General features: G+C 63.9%; 19 protein-coding genes. 3 read left to right on the top strand and 16 right to left on the bottom strand.

What is annotated here, in order from left to right; all coding sequences use genetic code 11:
* The first annotated feature begins 73 nt into the window (after positions 1-73).
* Entirely contained in the window at positions 74-1300 is a 1227-nt protein-coding gene (locus RO07_RS07355) for a pyridoxal phosphate-dependent aminotransferase (RefSeq protein ID WP_039409394.1), read from the top strand.
* Positions 1301-1360: 60 nt separating this feature from the next.
* Here the strand turns inward: RO07_RS07355 and RO07_RS07350 are convergent, their stop codons facing one another.
* From RO07_RS07350 to RO07_RS07325, 6 genes are all read right to left on the bottom strand, one after another.
* Positions 1361-2860 carry an alkaline phosphatase family protein gene (locus RO07_RS07350; protein ID WP_039414612.1) on the bottom strand — a complete coding sequence of 500 codons (1500 nt, stop codon included), beginning with the start codon at positions 2858-2860 and terminating at the stop codon, positions 1361-1363.
* Between the two features lie 231 nt (positions 2861-3091).
* Entirely contained in the window at positions 3092-3811 is a 720-nt protein-coding gene (locus tag RO07_RS07345) for a GntR family transcriptional regulator (protein ID WP_052267093.1), read from the bottom strand.
* Positions 3812-3915: 104 nt separating this feature from the next.
* On the bottom strand, positions 3916-4692 hold the full coding sequence (locus RO07_RS07340; RefSeq protein WP_039409391.1) for an amino acid ABC transporter ATP-binding protein: 777 nt from the start codon (positions 4690-4692) through the stop codon (positions 3916-3918).
* The gene (locus RO07_RS07335; RefSeq protein ID WP_039409388.1) at positions 4689-5612 is read right to left on the bottom strand and encodes an amino acid ABC transporter permease; all 924 of its coding nucleotides are present in this window, start codon (positions 5610-5612) and stop codon (positions 4689-4691) included. The genes RO07_RS07340 and RO07_RS07335 overlap by 4 nt, the downstream gene beginning before the upstream one ends.
* 12 nt (positions 5613-5624) lie before the next feature.
* Entirely contained in the window at positions 5625-6464 is an 840-nt protein-coding gene (locus RO07_RS07330) for an ABC transporter substrate-binding protein (RefSeq protein WP_084072497.1), read from the bottom strand.
* A gap of 296 nt (positions 6465-6760) precedes the next feature.
* Positions 6761-8176 carry a sigma-54 interaction domain-containing protein gene (locus RO07_RS07325; protein WP_418303719.1) on the bottom strand — a complete coding sequence of 472 codons (1416 nt, stop codon included), beginning with the start codon at positions 8174-8176 and terminating at the stop codon, positions 6761-6763.
* A 420-nt stretch (positions 8177-8596) separates the two neighbouring features.
* On the opposite strand from RO07_RS07325, the gene RO07_RS07320 reads away from it, so the two are divergent.
* Together RO07_RS07320 and RO07_RS07315 are read left to right on the top strand one after the other, a co-directional pair.
* Entirely contained in the window at positions 8597-9997 is a 1401-nt protein-coding gene (locus RO07_RS07320) for a GntP family permease (protein WP_039409384.1), read from the top strand.
* Positions 9998-10044: 47 nt separating this feature from the next.
* Positions 10045-10821, top strand: coding sequence for a 3-hydroxybutyrate dehydrogenase (locus RO07_RS07315; RefSeq protein WP_039414605.1), 777 nt, complete (start codon positions 10045-10047; stop codon positions 10819-10821).
* Between the two features lie 40 nt (positions 10822-10861).
* On the opposite strand, the gene RO07_RS07310 is transcribed toward RO07_RS07315, so the two are convergent.
* The 10 genes from RO07_RS07310 to RO07_RS07265 form a co-directional block, all read right to left on the bottom strand.
* Positions 10862-11290, bottom strand: a complete 429-nt coding sequence (locus RO07_RS07310) for a Rossmann-fold NAD(P)-binding domain-containing protein (RefSeq protein ID WP_039409381.1) — start codon at positions 11288-11290, stop codon at positions 10862-10864.
* Positions 11287-12975: a GMC family oxidoreductase gene (locus tag RO07_RS07305; RefSeq protein ID WP_039409377.1), complete on the bottom strand. Its 1689-nt coding sequence runs from the start codon at positions 12973-12975 to the stop codon at positions 11287-11289. The genes RO07_RS07310 and RO07_RS07305 overlap by 4 nt, the downstream gene beginning before the upstream one ends.
* Before the next feature lie 27 nt (positions 12976-13002).
* A complete protein-coding gene (locus RO07_RS07300) occupies positions 13003-14535 on the bottom strand; it encodes an aldehyde dehydrogenase family protein (protein ID WP_052267092.1) in 1533 nt (510 codons plus the stop codon).
* 10 nt (positions 14536-14545) lie between these two features.
* Positions 14546-15568 carry an ABC transporter substrate-binding protein gene (locus RO07_RS07295; protein WP_039409373.1) on the bottom strand — a complete coding sequence of 341 codons (1023 nt, stop codon included), beginning with the start codon at positions 15566-15568 and terminating at the stop codon, positions 14546-14548.
* A gap of 85 nt (positions 15569-15653) precedes the next feature.
* Complete coding sequence (locus tag RO07_RS07290; protein WP_039409371.1) at positions 15654-16475, bottom strand: ABC transporter permease; 822 nt, start codon at positions 16473-16475, stop codon at positions 15654-15656.
* Positions 16472-17368, bottom strand: a complete 897-nt coding sequence (locus tag RO07_RS07285; protein WP_237171394.1) for an ABC transporter ATP-binding protein — start codon at positions 17366-17368, stop codon at positions 16472-16474. Before RO07_RS07285 ends, RO07_RS07290 begins: the two co-directional genes overlap by 4 nt.
* 83 nt (positions 17369-17451) lie before the next feature.
* On the bottom strand, positions 17452-18048 hold the full coding sequence (locus RO07_RS07280) for a glutathione S-transferase family protein (RefSeq protein WP_039409365.1): 597 nt from the start codon (positions 18046-18048) through the stop codon (positions 17452-17454).
* A gap of 58 nt (positions 18049-18106) precedes the next feature.
* The gene (locus tag RO07_RS07275; protein ID WP_039409363.1) at positions 18107-18478 is read right to left on the bottom strand and encodes a RidA family protein; all 372 of its coding nucleotides are present in this window, start codon (positions 18476-18478) and stop codon (positions 18107-18109) included.
* Positions 18479-18507: 29 nt separating this feature from the next.
* Positions 18508-19638, bottom strand: a complete 1131-nt coding sequence (locus RO07_RS07270; RefSeq protein ID WP_039409360.1) for an LVIVD repeat-containing protein — start codon at positions 19636-19638, stop codon at positions 18508-18510.
* An 11-nt stretch (positions 19639-19649) separates the two neighbouring features.
* Positions 19650-20792: a cupin domain-containing protein gene (locus RO07_RS07265; protein ID WP_237171393.1), complete on the bottom strand. Its 1143-nt coding sequence runs from the start codon at positions 20790-20792 to the stop codon at positions 19650-19652.
* Positions 20793-21052 lie beyond the last annotated feature (260 nt).

The raw sequence follows: 21052 nt of genomic DNA, 5'->3' as shown, positions 1-21052 counted from the left end.
CCTTCGCAAGGATGCGCCGCACCTTTTTTCCATGATTTCCCGACATGTTCGTCGGCAACGCCAATTGACTCAGATGAACCTTCCCGGCACGACCGCCCCCTCGATCCTCGCGCATCGCGTCACCGGTGCGAAACCCTCCGCCACCGGGGCAATGACTCGCCTCGCAACCCAGCTCCAGCGCGAGGGACACAGCGTCGTTGCCCTCAGCCAGGGAGAGCCGGATTTCCCGACGCCCGCACACATATGCGAAGCGGCGAAGCGCGCGATCGACGGCAAACAGACGCGCTATACCGACACTGCCGGAACCCTCGCATTGCGCGAGGCCGTCGTGCGGAAATTCGAACGCGATAATGCACTGCGCTTCCATCCGGACCAGATCCAGATCGGCACCGGTGCGAAACAACTGCTCTACAACGCGCTGCAGGCCACGATCAATCCCGGTGACGAAGTCGTCATTCCCGTGCCGGCATGGGTGTCATACCCGGAAATGGTCGTGCTGGCCGGCGGATCTCCGGTTATCGTGCGCTGCACGGCGGACGCCGGGTTCAAGATCACGCCCGAACAGCTCCAGCGCGCGATCACACCGCGCACGAAGTGGCTGATGCTCAATTCGCCATCCAATCCGAGCGGCGCCGTCTACGACGCAGATGAACTGGCAGCACTGTGCGAGGTGCTTCGCAAACACCCCCACGTCTGGCTGATGGCGGATGACGTCTACGAGAAGATCCGCTATTCGCAGATCCCGTTTGCAACGCCGGCCGCGGTCGCCCCCGACCTCGCGGACCGCATTCTCACCGTCAACGGCGTGTCCAAAGCCTATGCCATGACGGGCTGGCGCATCGGTTTCGGCGCGGGCCCGGGGGCGCTGGTCAAGGCGATGAACCTGATCCAGTCGCAATCGACGTCGCACGCCAGTTCGATCAGCCAGGCGGCATCGGTCGCGGCGCTCGACGGTCCCATGGATTTTCTCGGCGACTTTATCGAAACGTTCCGGCGCCGCCGCGATGCGGTCGTCGGCGCGCTGCGGGCCATCGACGGACTGACGTGCGATCTGCCTGAGGGCGCGTTTTACGCGTTCCCGGGATGCCACGGACTTTTGGGGCGTACCGCACCGACAGGCGAGCGAATCGAAACCGATGCGGATCTGGCGATGTACCTGCTGCGCGGGGCGGGCGTCGCCATCGTCCCCGGCTCGGCGTTCGGACTTCCCGGGCACTTCCGCGTGTCCTACGCCGCGTCGGACGCACAGCTTCAGGCCGCGGCCGAACGCATCGCCACGGCTTGCGCCGCATTGCGCTGAGCCTCGCGGCATCGAGACGCCGTATCCCCTCTGTCCGGCGTCCCGATGCGATGACGTCGGTCAGCGGCTCACGCTGACACCGTCCGCCGTGCCGTGCGCCACGTAGCACGTGCCACCCACGTTCACGCGGACGAGCGTCTGGTGGAAGCCACCAAGTCGCGCTTCGAACGTCTCTTCGGAAACGGCAGGTTCATTCGCCGCGTTGTTGCGCAGCACTTCATGCAATACGCGTCCGGCAGTCGATGTGGCCCGCGCAATCCCGAGGATGTGCAGAATCGTCGGTGCAATGTCGCAGATGCCGGTCGGGACTTGCGAGACGAGTCCTTCCGCCGCGAACGCCCCGCCGGCAACCACGCCCAGCGCAGCCATTTCGTTCGGATGCAAGCCGCCGTGCACGCCCAGCCCGGAGCGCAGAGTGCCTGCGTAATGGGTACCGCCGACGAGCCCGAAAGCATCGACGGTGTCGTCCGAGCGGAAGGCGAATGAGACGTCGGGCGCGCGGGCGTGGTCTCCGAATACCAGGTCGCTGCCGAGGCTGCCAGGCGCAACACCCCGCGCCGCACCCCGACGCCGCGTGAAGATCGGCCCGCACCACGGCTCGCTGGAAAGCGCCGCCACCAGACGGCAAATCCGCGAGTCCTCCGGTTCCGCGAGATACAGGGCCCCCACCTGCCCCGGCACCACGACGACATCGATGCCGGCCCCCGGCGCCGGTCCCGCCCGGAATCCAGCCGCCTGAAGGCTTTCGATGACGGAAACCCGCGTGTGTCCGGTGACATGACCGTGATCCGAAACAGCCATCAGTTGGACACCGTTCGCGCGCCCCTCCGCCTCCCACCAGTCGAGCAAGCGGCCAAACTGCGCATCGCACCAGGCAAGAATTTCGTTCGTGGACGGCGCCCCCGTGCCATGGAAATGGGAAGCGATGTCCGGCTCCCCGTACGAGAGGATCGTGACGTCCGGGCGATACTTCGGCCACACGATCTCGAGAAACGCGGAAGTCAGCCACTGCTGTCCGAGCTTGTCGGGCGCGTTCGTCGAGGGAATCGGGGGAAGCGGGCCGACCGTGGCTTCGGCCAGCGCAAGCGCATCGGCGGGCGTGCATGCCTCGCGGAAGTATCCGGACAGACGGATGTGACCGAAATCTTCGGCCTTGTGATGGAACAGACGCGTCGTCCCCGGCGTATTGGTCGACAGCACGGCAAGGCTGCGGCCGGCGCGCGCCAGCGTTTCGCCCAGCGACGCGACGGACATCAGCCGGCCGCCGCTTTCCACGTCGAGCTGGCGCAGCAAAACGGCGTCGGACGTATCCACATACCGCTCAGGCACCACCGAACGGTCGACATATTTGTTGCCGACGAGGCCGTGTTCGCCGGTTGTCGCGCCCGTCACGAGACTCGGGAAGCCGGTGCGTGTCTCGCTTGGATATACCGTGCGGTGTTGCGAAAGCGTGATGCCAAGCTGCTTCAACCGCCACAGGTTGGGCGTCAGTTCACGGGAGACTCTATCGGGGCGAAGGCCGTCAAAACTGACGACCAGTACGCGCGTCCTTGCTTCCATTTGGCTACCTTCGAAGACGTTCTGACGAAAATACGTGTGCATCGCCCGAGGCCGACGTCGGTAAGGCCGATGCCCTCGCGACATCCCCATGCACATCGACTGTCGATGATGGCATGGGTCGTCTCGCGAAGCGCGGACATCGCGCCCGCGCCATCGACAAATCCGATGATGAAACCGTGATCCGTGATGGAGCGCTTCCTTGAGGGAACGTTTGATGAAGCGTTTTGACTTTTAATACTGCGCCAACGGTTCCTCACCGTGGATGCGTCGCTCGCGCTCTTCAATGGCGCATTTCAGGCGTTCGTATCCGTCCTTCAGATCCTGCTCCATTGCCGCTCTCGCTCTTGCGGCGTCTTTTTGCTTTAGCGCCTTCATCAACGCCAGATGGTTGCTTACGCCCTTGCGATGCTCGCGGAACTCCGGGTAGAGATCCAGCAGCGACGGGCCGGCCCGTAGCCAAAGCGATTCGATCATGGACACCAGTCTCGGCCAGCCGGAGCGCTTGTAGACGGTGAAATGGAACTCCCGGTTCGCCTTGAGCACCTGATCGTACCGTCTGCGATCCAGCCCCTTGTCGATGAGCGTCTGCAGCCGTTCCATCTCGGCGAGGTCGGCCGGTGTGATTTTCGGCGCGGCCTGCTCCGTCGCCAGTCCTTCGAGCGCGAGACGTGTTTGTGTCACCTCCTCGAGCGCATCGAGCGTCAGGGCCGGCAGGACGACCGTTCTCGGACCTTCGTTGACGAGGGCTCCCTCGGCGAGCAGTCGATTTATTGCATCGCGTGCCGGCGTGGTGCTCACGCCGAGCGCAGTGGCGACCGCGCGTAACGTCATCTTGCGGTTGGCCGGGAACTCGCCCTGCATGATGCTATCTTTCAGACGCAGGTAGGCAGCCTCCCCCAAGCTGGCGCGGGGCTCCAAGGGCTCGACGGACTGAAGGAATGTTTCGGGCATAGGAAAATGTGATGTTCCGGCGCAGGGTGGGGGTCGCGGCCGCGCAAGCCACGCAATTGTAACGTGCGCGCACGATCCCCGCTCCCGCGCCGCGACGCCCCCGGTTACTTCACCTGAGCCAGGAAAGTGCGGGTTCTGTCGCGCGTTGGACGGCCCAGGACCTGTTCCGGCGGACCGCTCTCGACGATCAGTCCGTCGGCCAGCATATGAATCGTGTCGGCCGCCTTGCGCGCGAAGTTGATTTCATGGGTGACGATCACCATCGTCATGCGATCGCGGGCAAGTTCGCCAATCACGTCCAGCACCTCGCCTACCAGTTCGGGGTCGAGTGCGGATGTCGGCTCATCGAACAACATGATTTCCGGATCCATCGCGAGTGCTCGCGCAATGGCCACGCGTTGTTGCTGGCCCCCCGACAGTTGTCTCGGATAGGCGTCTGCCCGATGCGATAACCCTACGCGCTCGAGTTGACGAGCCGCAACCTCCCTTGCCTCGTGCTTCGAGCGCCCCAGTACCTTGCGCTGCGCCAGCACGATGTTCTCCGCGGCCGTCAAATGGCCAAAGAGATTGAATCGCTGGAAAACCATTCCGATGCCTGCGCGCTGCTGCCGGATCTCTTTCTCGGTCAATCGGACCCACCCGGTGCCCGAGGGACGCACGCCGAGCCGTTGCCCATTGACCTTGAGCGAGCCTCCGTCGATCTCCTCGAGTTGGTTGATGCATCGCAGAAGCGTGCTCTTTCCCGAGCCGGACGGCCCAATCAAGACCGCGGTTTCGCCCTTGGCCACCTGAAAATCGATTCCCTTGAGAACTTCCTGCCCATGAAACAGCTTGCGCAGATTGCGAGCGCTGATGACGGGACTGCCGTTATCCGGTTTCATGCCGCCCCTCCTGCCGATTTGGCGGCCTTCCGGACCGGCCTGTTGCGCAGATCCTTCGAGAACCAGCCTTCCAGATAGCGCTGCATGATGGTCGTTACCGTCGCGAAGACGAGATACCAGAACGTGGCGACAAGCAGCAACGGCACGATTTCGAAATTGTCGTTGTAGATGTCTTTCACACGCGTCAGAAGATCGTTGCCGGCGATGACCGAAACCAGCGACGTCGTCTTGAGCATCAGGATGATCTGGTTGGACAGCGACGGAATGATCGCCCGCATGGTTTGCGGCAGCAGAACGGAGCGCATGGTTTGCGCGGGCGTCAATCCGAGCGCCTTGGCCGCTTCTTTCTGCCCGGGATCCACGGAATTCAGGCCGCCGCGAACGATTTCCGCCATGTACGCCGCTTCGGAAAGCCCGAGGCCGAGCACCGACGCCGTAAAACTGGAAATCAGTTGATTGGTCGGGATTTGCCAGAAGGTGTGGACGAAAGGAATCCCGAGCGCGATCACCGGAAAGAACAATGCCAGATTGAACCAAAGCAGCAGGTGGACCAGGATCGGCGTTCCGCGCGAGCACCAGATATAGCCGCCGGCCGCCCACCGCAGCGGCCGCAGGCTGGAGGCGCTCATCGCGGCGAGCAGCACACCGACAATCAAGCCGAGCCCGGAAGCCACGACGGTCAGCGTCAACGTGACCCCGATGCCGGACATGATGGTCTTCGCCGTCAGATATTCGGCGAAGACGTTCCAGTGGAATTGCTTGTTCGTGACCAGCGATGCAATGACGAAAACGACGAACGCCGCCAGCAGAACGCCGAGGACGATCTCCGATTTTCTCACCGCCACCTTGGCATTCAATGCATCGGGAGCATCGTCGACGTGCGGGTACGAACCAGCACTGGAGTAAGGCAGTATGGACATGGCGAACTCTCGTTACAGCTTGCCGCCGTTGATGGTGGCCTGTTTGTACGCGATGCCCGACATGCCCCAGCGCTTCAGGATTTCATCGTATTCGCCGCTGTCGATGACGGCCTTCAGCCCGGCCTGCCAGGCGTCGCGCAGCCCAGTATTGTCCTTGGCAAACCCCACGCCCCGCACCAGCGGGAAAAACTCGCCGGCGATCAGTTCCAGCTCGGGTTTTGCCTTCACGTAGCCGGGTGCGGCCATGGCGTCGACGGCATAGACGTCCACGCGTCCCGTATTGAGCAACAGCAACCCGGCGGGCGTGGTATCGGTCGCCACCAGCGGCGTCGCCTTGGCGCCGCAGTCCTTGGCGACGCGCTCCATTTGTCGAAGCTGCGTCGACGCCCGGGCGCCTCCCAACGTCAACCCGCACAGATTGCCGGGGCCGCTGACCTTCTTCGGATTGCCTTTCGGAACGATGAGACGCAGGCCCGATACGTACCAGTCCACGAAGTCCATGGCTTGCTGACGTTGCACGGTATCCGCGAGCCCCGCCATGGCGACGTCGTATCGCCCTGCCTGGAGACTCGCCAGAAGCCCATCGAAGGCGACGTTGCTGATTTCGACTTTTATGCCCAGCTTCCTGGCGACCGCGTAGGCCAGATCGGGCTCGACGCCGACGATCCGTCCCGTTCCCGGCTCGACGCTTTCAACGCCCGGCAATGTGGCGGCGGTGCCGACCGTCACCGTCGCGCCTTTGTATTTCTCCGGCACCAGTCCACTCAGGTCCTTGGCGAATACCGACGTCGCCACCATGGCGCCGGCAAGCAGCGCCAGACCTCCGAGCCTCATCCTTTTTCGAAGTGGCATGCGTATCTCCTGTCGATGAATTGATTTGCGTTATGCCGGGGCATCCTCCATTCGCCGCCAGATTCCCGCTTCCTCCCGACGCTCACGCCTGCGCGCCTCGGTTCATCCGGTACGTACAACGTGCCAGCGAGCCACGGGAGGGCCGTCACCCCGTCATTGCTCCGCATTGTAGGCACTTAATTTTTTTGTTGCAACAAACTTGATACAACAAAAATAAATACGAAATCACTCAAAGTTCCGTGGGCCTCGCGATCTTCGGCGGCTCGCGTCCCGCCGAAGATCGCGATGGCCAGGACTTAGACCTTGATGTCCAGCGACGCCATCTTCTTGTATAGCGTCGCGCGGCCCATGCCCAGTCGTGTCGCTGCCTCCGACACGCGCCCTCCCGCCGCGCGCAGCGCATCGGCGAGAAACTTGCGCTCGAACGCCTTCATCGCGTCGTCATATCGCGGCGAGTCGGCGGTACCGACTTCGCCCGGTTGGGAGCCCGGCAACGTCGCCGCCTGCGCAATCGAGCCGCTTTCGGTTGCCGTGTCGGAGCCGTCACCGATGAACCGGGCGAGCGAGCGCGCATCGATGCGCTCGCTTTCCGAGAGCAGCGCGACACGCTCCAGTGTGTTGTGCAACTCGCGGACATTGCCCGGCCAGTGGTATGCCCGAAGCCGCTGGATGGCGCCCTCCTCCAGTTCCAGGTGGCCCGCGTCGCGGTATGAGCTGAGCTTGTCGAGAATGGCGTACGCCATCGCTTCGATGTCCGACGGCCGCTCGCGCAACGGCGGCACCCGAATCATCAGGACGTTGAGCCGATAGTACAGATCCGCGCGGAATCGCCCTTGCGCCACGAGATTCGGCAAATCGGCCGAGGTGGCGGCGATGATGCGGACGTCGGTCTGCACCACGCGGTTCGACCCTATCGGTTCGAACTCCCGCTCCTGCAGTACACGCAGCAGTTTTCCCTGAAGCGGCAGCGGCATGTCGCCGATTTCATCGAGAAAAAGCGTTCCCCCCTGCGCCAGTTCGAACTTGCCGATGCGGCCCTTGCGTTCGGCACCGGTATACGCGCCGGCCACCGCGCCGAAAAATTCGACTTCGAGCAAGGCGTCGGGAATCGCAGCGACGTTGACGGTGACCAGCGGTTTATCCGCCCGCGCGGAAGCGCCGTGGATGGCGTGCGCCAGCAACTCCTTGCCGGTGCCCGTTTCGCCGAGCAGCAGTACAGGGGAATCGAGTTGCGCGGCACGACGGCCGAGACGCTTCGTCTCCAGGCTTGCCGCGCTGGTGCCGACGAAGCTCGCAAAACTGTATTTGGCGCGCCGCGCCTGCGCGAGCGACTGGCGCGTCACGAGCAGTTCCGTCTGCAGTCGCGAGTACTTGCTGAACATGGGCGTCAGCGCCTTCAACTCGTCGAACAGCGCGAAGCCCACCGCCCCGACCGTTTTGCCTTGCGCATCCTTGATCGGAAGCCGGGTGACCACCAGAGGCTCCTGCCCCGTCTCGAGAATATCGAGCAGGATCGGCCGCCCGGTGGCGACGACCTCGCGCATCAGGCTGTTCGGGATGACGACTTCGCAATCGAGCCCGATCACGGCATCCGGATTGCTGAATCCGAACCGCGCCGCATAGCTGCGATTGATCCAGACGATCCGTGCGTCGCTATCGACGACAACGGTGCCTTCGCTGGAATTGTCGAGCGTTTCGAAGAGCGATTGCATCGCCTGCTTGCGAACGAATCCGTAATCGGAAAGCAGACCGCGTGGCTCGTCCACGTCGGTCGGGGTCAGTCCTTCGTCATGGGGCATGTTGAAATCGTCGTAAATCTCCATTTGGAGACGATTATTCCATGAATTGAGACATCGACCCCATTGGTGGAAATGCCACTGATCCGCCATTTCCGAGGGGAAACTTGCACATGACTGCGCTCCAAGCCCTGCAACGTCTCGAAATTGAGACATTCCGACGTCATACTGCCAGATTCTTTCAGCCGATTTACCGCATGAAGGCATGCGATGAATATCGGACTCCTTTCCGATCAAAGGCTTAGCCAATCACGGCACGCTTTTTGCGTAATGGGCTGCCGGTCGTAAGAACTTCAGCCTGCACGAGCCAGTGCAGGCAAACATACTGGAGACAAGATGTCGTTTCTCATCGTGCTCGCCGCGTTGGCGTTTCTGATGTTTGTCGCGTATCGCGGCTACAGCGTGATTCTGTTTGCCCCCATTGCCGCACTCGGGGCTGTCCTGCTGACCAGTCCCGAAGCCGTCGCCCCCGTCTTTTCCGGCATTTTCATGGAGAAGCTGGTCGGCTTCGTGAAACTCTATCTGCCCGTGTTCCTGCTCGGCGCCGTATTCGGCAAGGTCATCGAACTGTCCGGCTTTTCCGAGTCCATCGTTGCGGCGGCCATCAAGTACATCGGCCGCACGCGCGCCAATGCCGTCATCGTGGCGGTGTGCGCGCTGCTCACCTACGGCGGCGTCTCGCTGTTCGTCGTCGTGTTCGCCGTCTACCCGTTCGCGGCGGAGCTCTACCGGCAGAGCAATATCCCGAAGCGGCTGATGCCCGGCGCCATTGCGCTCGGCGCCTTCAGCTTCACGATGGATTCGCTCCCCGGAACGCCCCAGATTCAGAACATCATTCCGACGACGTTCTTCAAGACCACGGCATGGGCGGCGCCCGTGCTCGGCATTGCCGGTGCGCTCTTCATTGTCGTGGTCGGCCTCGCCTACCTCGAATGGCGTCGCCGCGTAGCCGCCGCCAACGGTGAGGGCTACGGCAATTCGCTGCTCAACGAACCCGAGCGCGTGAATTCCGACAATCTTCCCAATCCCGTCCTGGCCATTACACCCCTGATCCTGGTCGGCGTGGTCAACTACGCGCTCACGAAAGCCATCCCGCACTGGTATGGCGCCCGCTTCGACGTGACGCCCGACCTTCTCCCGGGCCTCCACGCGCCGATGTCGGTCTCCATCAATAGCGTCGTCGCAATCTGGGCCGTGGAGGGCGCCTTGCTGACCGGCATCCTGCTCGTGCTGGTGACGGCGTTCGGCAAAGTGCGCGATCGTTTCGCGAACGGCACGAAGGTCGCCGTCTCGGGCGCGCTGCTCGCGACACTCAATACGGCGTCCGAGTATGGGTTTGGCGGTGTGATCGCAGCGCTGCCGGGCTTCCTGGTCGTCGCCGACGCCCTGAAGGGCATTCCCAATCCGCTCGTCAACGCAGCCGTCTCGGTTTCGACGCTCGCCGGCATTACGGGGTCTGCGTCCGGTGGCATGAGCATCGCGCTTGCCGCCATGTCCGACACGTTCATCAGGGCCGCGCAGGAGATGCACATTCCGCTCGACGTGCTGCATCGCGTTGTCGCGATGGCCAGCGGCGGCATGGACACGTTACCGCACAACGGGGCCGTCATCACGCTGCTCGCCGTCACCGGCCTCACGCACCGCGAATCGTATCGGGACATCTTCGCCGTCACGATCATCAAGACCATGGCCGTGTTCTTCGTGATCGCGCTCTACTACGCAACGGGGCTGGTGTGAGCATGACCGGCACGCGTTCAACCTCCACTTCTTCGACGGCGGATTTCATGACGACCCTGAACGGAAAGACCGCGCTGGTCACCGGCTCGACCAGCGGCATCGGGCTGGGCATCGCGCAGGTGCTGGCACACGCCGGCGCAAACCTCGTGCTCAATGGCTTCGGCGACGTGGACGCCGCGATCGCCGCGGTCGAATCGATTGGGGCAGAGGTCATCCACCATCCGGCGGATATGCGCAGCGATCAGGAAATCGAAACCATGTTTGCGGCGGCGCAGGCCCGTTTCGGCGGCGTGGACATTCTCGTCAACAATGCCGGCATTCAGCACGTGTCCCCCATCGAAACCTTCCCTCTGGAGAAATGGGACGACATCATCGCCATCAACCTGAGCTCGGCCTTCCATACGACGCGCCACGCGCTTCCCGGCATGCGCGAGCGCAACTGGGGACGGATCATCAACATCGCGTCGGTGCACGGGCTGGTCGGCTCCACGGGCAAGTCGGCCTATGTGGCGGCCAAACATGGACTGGTGGGCCTCACGAAAGTCACGGCGCTGGAAACCGCGAAAACCGGCGTGACGTGCAACGCCATTTGCCCGGGCTTTGTGCTGACGCCGCTGGTGCAGAAGCAAATCGACGATCTGGCCCAGCGCGAAAAACTGTCTGTGGACGACGCACGCGCCCGCCTGCTGGGAGAAAAGCAGCCCTCCGGCCAGTTCGTCACGCCCGAGGCGCTCGGGAACGTGGCATTGATGCTCTGCTCGCCGCTGGCGTCCGAGGTTCGAGGCGCCACCTGGGCCGCCGACGGCGGCTGGACGGCGCAGTAACCCGGCACAGTCAGGCCCACGGCCATGCGCCGCTCTCCCCCTAGAAGCTGCAACAATCGCAGAGCAGTTCCGGATTGAGCAGATCCGGGGGGCGGCCGCCCAGGCGGCCGAAGCCGAAGGCGGCGACAAGGTTCTCGACGGCACGTCCCGCGTCCGGCGACGACATCGCCCGCACGCCTGCGCGGGTCATCGCCGCGATATCCATGTGCGGCTCGCTCGCGCTCAGGCAGCACACGGCCTGAAGTGCGTCGAGATCGTCGAGCATCCGCGCGTCGATGACATCGCACGCCCCCACCAACGCAGCCGCCGCCGAACGCAGTTGCTCGCTCAGTGCGTCGCGCGTCATCACGCCCGTGTGAGTGCACAGCGCGACGTCGAAAAACCGGTCGAGTCGCTCGATCGCGGCATCGTCCAGCGGCTGCGTGACGACCACGCGATGCCGATGCCCCCCCGCGAGCGCCAGCTTCATGCCGGCACCGCTTCGGCTGCGACACGCGTCGGTGTCTGGACACGCGCCGGAACGCGTCCGCGGATCATGTCGGCGGCCCGCTCGGCAATCATGATCACCGGCGCGTTGATGTTGCCCGAGGTCAAATCCGGCATCACGGAGGCGTCGACCACGCGCAGCCCGCGCACGCCCTTCACGCGCAGCTCGCTGTCGACCACCGCCATCGGATCGTCGTCCGCCCCCATCCGGCACGTCCCCGCCGGATGATGCACAGTGATGGCCGTCTTGCGGATGAAGGCGTCGATTTCCGCATCGGACGAACTCGCGGGTCCCGGCGCAAGCTCGGCCCCGATGTACGGCGCCAGACTCGGTTGAGCCGCCAGTTCGCGCACGATCCGCACCGACGCGCGAAGCGCCGCCCAGTCGTACGGCGTCGACAGGAAGTTCTGGTGGATGCGCGCCTTCGCCGACGGATCGCTGGAAGTGAGACGGACTTCGCCGCGACTTTCCGGGTGCAGCAAAACGGTGCGACACGCGAATCCGTCGCTGAACGGTTGTCTGAACGGCTTGAAGTATGGCCACGCCCCCAGCGGCGCGGCAGTCAGCAGCAGTTGCAGATCGGGCGCTTCCGTGGCCCTCGTCGCCTCTCCGCTGTGCATGAAGCCCACCACGCCGCCCGGCACATCCGACGCAAATCCTTTACCCGTCAGATAGGCGCGAATCAACTGCCACCCGATTCTGTCGAACCGCATCATCCGGTGAAACGGCCCCGGCGTCGCGCGGCGATACATCACGATCGTCGACGGGTGATCCTGAAGATTGCGCCCGACCCCGAGGCTGGAGACCGATGTCCTGACCCCGATCTGCGACAGCCGTTCGGGGTCGCCAATGCCGGAGAGCATGAGCAATTGCGGCGTGTTGATCACACCGCCCGAAAGCAACACCTCGCGGCTCGCCCTGGCTAAGTGCTTCACTCCGTTTTGCCAATACTCGACGCCTACGGCCCTGTCGCCCTCCAGCACGACTCGCGAGGCGAGCGCGTTGACTTCGACCCACAGGCCTGCGCGGCGGCGCGCCGGATGCAGATACGCCCTTGCGGCGCTGCAGCGACGTCCGTCGCGAATCGTCATCTGAAGGCGGCTGAATCCCGTCTGGGTCGCGCCGTTGTAGTCGTCGACCCAAGGGTGCCCGGCCGTTTTCGACGCCGCGGCAAACGCGCCGAGCAATGGATCCTGATAGCGGCATCGCTGCACGTTCAACGGCCCGTCGGCGCCGCGAAACGCGCCGTCTTCCGCGCCGTCCGCCCCTTCCTCCCAGCGCTCCTGTTTGCGAAAGTACGGCAGCACGGACTCGTAGGACCACTCGGGCAGCCCGTAATCGCGCGCCCACCGATCGAAGTCGGCGCGATTGCCGCGCACGTGCGCCATGGCATTGACCGACGACGATCCTCCGATCACCTTGCCGCGCGCGCACTCCACGCTTCGCCCACCCACATTCTCTTCAGGCTCGCAGTCGTACATCCAGTCATGCAAACGACCGGTCAGGATCTTGCCCCAGCCGAGTGGGATGTGAATCCACGGGTCGCGATCCCATCCGCCCGCTTCCAGCACAAGGACGCGAACGTCGCTGTCTTCCGTCAGGCGATTGGCGAGCGTACAACCGGCCGAACCCGCGCCAACGATGATGTAGTCAAAAGTGGTTTGCATGCCTGGATCCTGCAATCGGTTGACGGGTCAGCGCTGCGCGGCAACGCGGCGCAGGCTCACGTGAATGTTCTTTTCCTGCGTGAACGACAGCATTTCGCCAAGGCACTCCTCACGCCCCATGCCCGACTGTTTCATCCCACCGAACGGCGCACCGAGGAAGTGCTTGCCGACTTCGTTTATCCATACGTAACCCGCATTCACGCGTGAAGCGGTGCGCATGCCCTTCTCGAGATCGTTCGTCCAGATGGCGCAGGTCAGGCCGTAATCGAGTGCGTTGACGTCGGCCAGCATCTGCGCTTCATCGCGCCACTTGATGATCGAGAGCACCGGACCGAAGATCTCCTCCCGGGCGATGCGCATTTGCGGCCCGACATCGGCGAACACCGTCGGCTCGATGTAATAGCCGTTCGCCAGCGCCGGATCGTCTGGCACCTTGCCACCGCATACGAGACGCGCGCCCTGCTCGTGCGCCGACGCGATGTAGGCCATGACGCGCGCATGCTGCGCCTGGCTGATGATCGCGCCCATGGTCGTCTTCGGATCGGTCGGCAGGCCGGGCACGAACGCCTCGCATCGGCGCGCGATGCGCTCGATCACGGCGTCGTGGAGACTTTCGTGGAGGAACAGGCGGCTCGTCGAACCGCATGACTGCCCGCACCACGTGAAATTCATGCCGGCCACCGCGCCGGCGGCCAGCGCATCGGGATCGACGTCGGGGTAGGCGATCAAGGCGTTCTTGCCGCCCAATTCAAGCAACATCGGCTTGAGGCGATCGGCGGCGCCACGCGCCACCGCCCGTCCGGTCGGTATGCTTCCCACGAGTCCGAGCATCGCCACGTCCGGATGCGAAACCAGTGACTCCCCCACGTCGCGCCCCCCATTGAGAATGGACACGACGCCCGGCGGAAACAGACCGCCGACGATCTCGGCGAGCCGCAGCGACGACAGCGGCGCCTGCTCGGGAGGCTTGATGATGACCGCGTTGCCCGCGGCCAGCGGCGCCGCCATCTTGCCGGCGGCAAACATGAACGGGTGATTGAACGCCACGATTCGCGCGACCACCCCCACGGGCTCGCGCACGGTGAAGTCGATCGCCTCGGGCCCCATCGGGATCGACGCGCCCTTCATCTCGGTGACCAGCCCGGCGAAGAACTCGAACAGCGCGGCGGCGACCATCACGTCGCCCGCCATCTCGGCCACCGGGTTGCCGCAGTCGGCGGCATCGAGCAACGCGAGGTCGGCGGCGTGCTTGCGCATTTCGACGGCGGCCGCCTTGAGAATTCGTGCGCGCTCGAGCGGCGGCGTATCGCGCCACACGGCAAACCCTTGCCGAGCGGCGGCGACCGCGGCGTCGACATCGCTTGCGTCGCCCACCGCGGCCCGACCGATGCGGGCGCCGTTGCCCGGGCTGAAGACATCCGTATATCGGCCGGAACGAGGCGCGTGCCACGCGCCGCCATAGTACAGGCCGTCATGGGCGGGCAGCACCAGCCCGGCAATGCCGCCCTGCGTCGCGGAAGACTCGGATCCGCGCAGGCTTTCGTGAATGGTGATGGTCATCTCGCTCCCCTCACTTGCGCAGCGGCTTGGCTGCCGTCAGGAACTTCATGTCGAAGCCGCCACTCGGCTTGGCATTCGACTCGATCGATCCCTCCTTCTGGAGGATGTCGAACATTTCGCCCCAGCGTTTGGCGTCGACCCAACCGATGCCATTGGCGGCCGTCTCCGACGAGTACATCGTATGTTTGAAATCCGCGTCGAGCTGCTCGGTGAGAATCTTCTCCTGTCCCTTGTACTCGGGGTTGGCCTTCACGATCATCGCCACCGCCTCGTCGGGATGCGCAATGACGTAGGCAAACGCTTCCATGTAGGCATTCACAAAGCGCTGCACGAGTTGCGGATTGGAGGCGATCATCTTGTCCGAGGCGAACACGCCGGAGCCGTAGACGCTCAGGCCATGGTCGGCGGCCTGGAGAATCGACAACGATCCCGGCCCGCCCGTCTTCTCCTCGAGCAGCGGCACTTCGGCATCGATATATCCCGGCACCGCGTCGACGCGCCCCATCACGAGGTAGTTCTCGTAGGGCGGCGCCACCGTGCTTTGCTTGATGTCGGCGAGCGACATACCGTTCTTGCTGAGGAAGGCCTTCAGGAACACGTATGTCGAGCCGGCGGGATGCACGCCGACATTCAGGCCCTTGAGATCCTTCGCCGAATTCAATGGTTTGCGCGACTTGACCGACACCATGGCCAGCGGGCTCTTCTGGTTCACTGCCACGAGCGTGGTATTCGAGGCGCCCTGCGTGCGCGCGACCAGCAAGGTCGACAGATCGCCGAAGCCGAATTGCGCGCTGCCGTTGGCCACCATGCGCAATGCGTCCACTGAACCGGTGCCCTTGCGGATTGCCGTCACGTTGATGCCCTGCTTCGCGAACATGCCCTTGTCCCGTGCGACGAAGAACATGGCATGGTTGCCGCGTACGATCCAGTCCAGTTGAACGATGACGTCGTCGGCGGCCGAGGCCGGTGCGGCAGCCCCCATCAACGAGATCGAAACGAGAAGAACCGAAAACAGTCTGCTTAATCTGCTCACGCTGGTACTCCTGCAAGAAGAAACGCCAAGAAGAAAAACGCGGCAACACCCCGTTCAAAAATTCGGGCGGATCCGACCCACGCGGTCAATGGCGCCCTTCCCCGCCCCAGGTAATGAAGCGGTATTCGAACCACTCGACGGCGTAGTAGAAGAACACGCCGAGCAGCGAGACTTCGACGAGTGCGGCAAAAACGAGCGGCATCTGCATTTGCGTCGAGGCGAACTGGATCACGTAGCCCAGGCCGGCCGAGGCGCCCGCGAATTCGCCGACGATGGCGCCGATCACACTGAGCGTGATCGCGACCTTGATGCCCGCCATCAACGCCGGCAGCGAATGCGGTATCTGCACCCGCATGAGAATCTGCGTGCGCGTGGCGCCCACCGATTTGAGCAGCGCCACCAGGTTCGGATCGGCCGAGCGCAGACCCACGAGCATGTTCAACGCCACGGGGAAGAACGCCATCACGACGATGAGGAGAATCTTCGGGACGAGGTCATAGCCGAACCAGAGCACGAAGATCGGTGCGAGCGCGATCTTCGGCACGTTCTGAAAGACCACCATCAGCGGATAGAGCGCGCTGCCCAGTCGCTCGAAACGCGCGATGCCGATGGCAAGCAACGCCCCGACCACCGTCGACAGCACGAATCCATACAGCACTTCGCGCGCCGTCACCCATGCGGCGGCGGCGAGCTCCGGCTGCTTTGCCACCAGCGCTCCGACGATCTGCGTGGGCGTCGGCAGCACGAAGATGGGAACCTCGAACAGGCGCAGCCCCGCCTCCCATAGCACCAGCAGCACGAGCAGCAGCGCCACGCCCGGCCCGGCGCGCCACAGGCCGCGAAACGGTTTCGGGGCCGCACGCCCGCGCGCGCCGGCCGGCACGACTTCGGTAGGCGATACGCTCATGATGTCCTCCCGGCCCGGTGGCCTTCCTTGAGACGCTTGCGCAGATGCGACGCCGTCTGGGCGAACTCCGGCGTGGCGTAGCTGTCCTCGTTGCGCGGATACGGCAGCGGCACCGTCAGGCATTCGAGAATGCGCGCCGGCCCGGTCGCCATGACGGTGACGTCGCGCGACAGGAAGACGGCCTCGTCGATCGAATGCGTCACGAATACGATCGTCTTGCCGGTGCGCTTCCAGAGATCGAGCAGGAAGTCGCTCATCTCTTCGCGGGTAATAGCGTCGAGCGCGCCGAACGGTTCGTCCATCATCAGCACTTCCGGATCGAGCGCCAACGCCCGCGCAATCGCAACGCGCTGTCGCATCCCGCCCGAGAGTTGCGATGGCTTGCGGTCGACGGCATGCCCAAGTCCCACGATGTTCAGCAGTTCCAGCGCACGCGCCCGAATGGCCTCCTTCTCGCGCAGCGTCCCGACCAGTTCCATCAACAGACAGACGTTGTCGAACGCGCTCTTCCACGGCATGAGCGCCGCCTCCTGGAACACGAGACCGATGCGGCGCTGCCGCACCGCCTCCGAAGGCGTCGTTCCGCCAACGCTCACGCGGCCTTGCGTCGGCGCCTGCAATCCCGCAAGCACCTTGAGCAAAGTGCTCTTGCCGCAACCCGACGGCCCGACCAGCGAGGTGAAACCGCCTCGTTCGACCGACAGGTGAATATCGTTGAGCACACGGTTGACGCGACCATGCGTTTCGAAGTCGACGCAAAGACCGCTGACGCTGATGTACGGCTCGGACGATGCCGTGGCCGGCGAGCCGGCCGGCCGCGGCATACGAGACGTGGACGACGTGGGCGGCGTGAGTGGCGCGGGCGAAGGGTTGGGCGGAACGAGACTTGCCATGGGAACGCTCCAGTCTTGCTGTTCTTGGAATATCGCAGCGCCGGGCGGGACGGCCGACGCGGGTGCTGCCTTCGAATGCCGGCTCAGCCTGCGCTCGTCGCTTTTGCAAAGGCGGGACGCTCGCCGATGCGGGCCAGCCACGCCGCAATGCCGGGCATTTCGGGCAGCGCGAACGGGAAGCTCACGCACCGCCTGACGAGCGGCGCCAGCGCGATGTCCGCAAGACTGAACGACTGCCCCGCGCACCAGGGCACCTCACGCAAGTGCGTGTCGAGAATCTTCAGTTCGGCGGCAAGGTTCGGCCCCGTGTCGGCGGCCTGCTCGTCCTTCGGCTTCTTCGCGTCCTTGAAGCCCGCGAGATAGACCGGGTTGAGCGACGCCAGCGTCCAGTCCATCCAGCGTTCCACGAAGGTGCGCTGCGCAGGATCGGCCGGATACAGCGACGCGCCGTAGCGGCTGCCGAGGTAGCGCAGGATCGTGTTCGACTCCCACACGATCAGGTCGCCATCGGCAAGCGTCGGCACCTTGTTGGTCGGATTCATGGCGAGGTATTCGGGTGTACCGGTGTTGCCGAACTGACGGCCGTAGTCCAGTCGCTCGTAGGGCTGGCCCAGTTCTTCGAGAAGGAAAATGACTTTCTGCACGTTGCCGGATGTTGCGCGTCCGTAGAGCTTCAGCATGTCGATGTCCTCAGGTGATGTTCGATGGGGTGGCCGGTGAAAATGATCCTCTGTGGATTCACAGCGGCCGATAGGCGATGCACTCGATCTCGATTCGCGTGGTGATCACGGCGCGGGCTTCGACGGTGGTCCGTGCAAGCCGGCCCTCCGGAAAGAACTCCTTGAACACGCCGTTGTAGCGCCCGAAGTCGCGGGCATCCTCCAGATAGACGGTCGCCTTCACCACGTCCGACAGATCGCATCCCGCCTCGCGCAGCGCGCGCTGCACGGCGAGGATCGTCGCGCGGGTCTCGTCCTCGATCGTGCCGCTCACCATCCGTCCGTCTTCGTCCTTGGCCACCTGCCCCGAAACGAATACGTAGTCGCCAGCCCGAACCGCCGGATGAAACGGCAGGTTGGGGTTCTTCTTGCCATGTACCGAAATCGTCATTGCGTCCTCGTTGCCGTCAGGGCGATGTGTCAGCCGGGAAAACACTCGATGATGTCGATGCCCTGCTGCCGGTCCAGCAGGTACACAAGCCCGCGATCGTCGATGGTGACGTCGTTGGACGAAGCGCGTTCGCAGCCGGCAGGGGCGTCGGGTTCGTAGAACGCGATCTCCTTCGGAGCGAACGGATCGGCGATGTCGACCAGCCGCATCCCCTTCGCGAACCACGCGAACGGCAACGTCGTTCCGACGAAGCGCTCCGAAGGTTGATGACAGCCGGACATCGGTTCGCGCGGCGCGCCGTCGGGATCGACGCCATCGACCTGAAACGTCGAGATCGGCATCGGCTGGCGTTCGTCGGTGATGTCGTATATCCAGGCGAACGACGGCGGCGACGGGCGCAGTTTGGCGACATCCTCATCGGCGACCACCATGACGCGACGCCCTTTGACGAGGCCGGGAATCGGCAGCGCCGTATGCGTCGGATGCGGATGCGCGGGGCTGCTGTTGACGCCGGAGACCAGCTTCGGCGACGACATGTCCGAGATATCGAGAATGAAGAAGCCGTGGTGCCAATACGAAACGTAGAGGCGGTCTCCCATGCGCAGCGGATGGTGGCATCGCGGACGGACGTAGTCGTCCCACGGGTATTCCTCGCCCGCGCCGACGTTCTGCCCGGGAATCCACCAGCGACCGACTTCCTCGGGCCGCTCGGGCGTGGCCAGATCGAGGATCTTGACGATGTTGCCGACGAAACCCTCGGCCGTTGGCGAGATATAGGCGTAGCGGCCGTCGAAGTCGTACCGGTGCACGCCGCCGGCCTCGCCTCCCGAATACCAACGCGAAATCAGTCTCGGCTCGGACGGGCGCGCGATATCGAAGATGCCGAGGCCGCCGCCGAACTCCGGCGCCCCCTCCCGGAATTTCTCGTAATTCACGAGCATCACGCCGTCCTGCACGCGCACCTTGTGCGAATGCCAGCCCATGGGCACTTCGAGCGTTGCGAGCAGACGCGGGTGTTTGGGATCGGAAACGTCGTAGATCGACGTGCCCGCCGGCGGACGCATGTGCGACACGTACAGGATGTTGCGGTCGATCCATACCTGTCCGCCGCCCGGGCAGTCGATATGGCTCACGAGCCGCGTATTCCATGCCTTGGCCATGGGTGCGTCCCTTAGTCGAGAAGCATGATGTCACCGCCGGCCGTCTTGCCCCAGCGCTGCAGCAATCCGAACGCGCGAAGCGCCGGCTCATCGCTCGCGATGAATACGATGGCCGGCTGCGTGGCGCTGGTGTTCTCGTATTCGGCCCACGTGCCGCCGGGTACGGCGAGCGTATCGAACTGCCGGGTCTCGAAGGTCTCGTCGTCGAGGACGGCGCGCACCGCGCCCTCCAGCGGCGAGACCAGCAGGCTCGCGGTCTGCTTCATCGGCAGCGTGCGCTCGCCGGGGCGCAGCATCTGCATGAAGAACGTCATCGTCTTGTAGACGGGGCCACCGCGCAGCGGATCGACATACTCGATGCGCAGTCCCTCGTAAGGGTTCTCCGCCCATTCGCGATGCTTCTCCAGCAGTTCGCGCACGGCTTCGTAGCGGTAGATGAACATCGGCGACGAGCCGTTGGCGCCGCGCCGATGATCGACGAAGCGCGGCATGAGACCACCCGCGCCGTAGGTGATCGCGGAGTAGTCGGCCGGAAAGCGCGCGGACTGCTTGCGCATGACGGCGCCGCCTTCGGTGTAGTCGTGGTCGAACGACAGCGCATTGAGCGTTTCGACGAGCGGGTAGTCGAGCACCGACAGATTGATGGCGGGCTCGTCGCCCACGTTGCCGTGGTTGTGCCAGGTGTCGCGAGGCGTGAGCACCATGTCGCCCGGACCGAACACGACATCTTCGCCTTCCACGCCGGTGAAGTTCTGCGCACCGGTCAGCCCGAGCCGGATCGCGCTCGCCGTGTGACGATGCGGCGGCATGACCTCGTTGGGATCGTTCAGGCGGTAGGCGGTGTACAGGGTGGTCACCGTCGCGCGTCTGGGCTTGAGTCCCGGGTTGGTCAGGATCAGCGAGCGGCGATCGGAGTCCGCGGTGGAGATGAGACGGGCCGATTGCTGCAGCAGCGGCTCGAGCACTTCCTTGTAGCGCCAGAGGTACGGCACGGCGCGCTGGCCCTGCATCAATTGCTTGATTTCGTCGTGCTCGACATCCGAGCTTCTGGCCCAGAACGGGAACAGGTGCGCGTTGCCGATTTCCTCGTACATCCGCCGCGTCTCGTCTTGTTCGCTGGCGCGAACGGCGGCTCCCTGCGTGGCTTGCATCATGCTGCGGTACCTCCGAGTGGGGTTTTACCAACTGCCGATGCAAACGATTAGATCAATACAAATTTCCAACGTCAACCAAAAATGTATTTGGTTTGTTTGGTTGATGTATATTGGTTGATATTTTGGTTGAACCAGATTTCAATGGAATCGGGGACGGGAATGCCCTCTCATCATTGAGCAGTTGGTACAGGAAGGCATTAGCAAATGCACCATTTCGCGAGTCGATGGTCGCGAATTCCGCTATCATGCGGCCTCGATGA

This window comes from Pandoraea pulmonicola (genome assembly GCF_000815105.2).
GTDB lineage: Bacteria > Pseudomonadota > Gammaproteobacteria > Burkholderiales > Burkholderiaceae > Pandoraea > Pandoraea pulmonicola.
The sequence above is the reverse complement of the archived record's forward strand: the minus strand, read 5'-3'. Positions and strand labels throughout refer to the sequence as shown.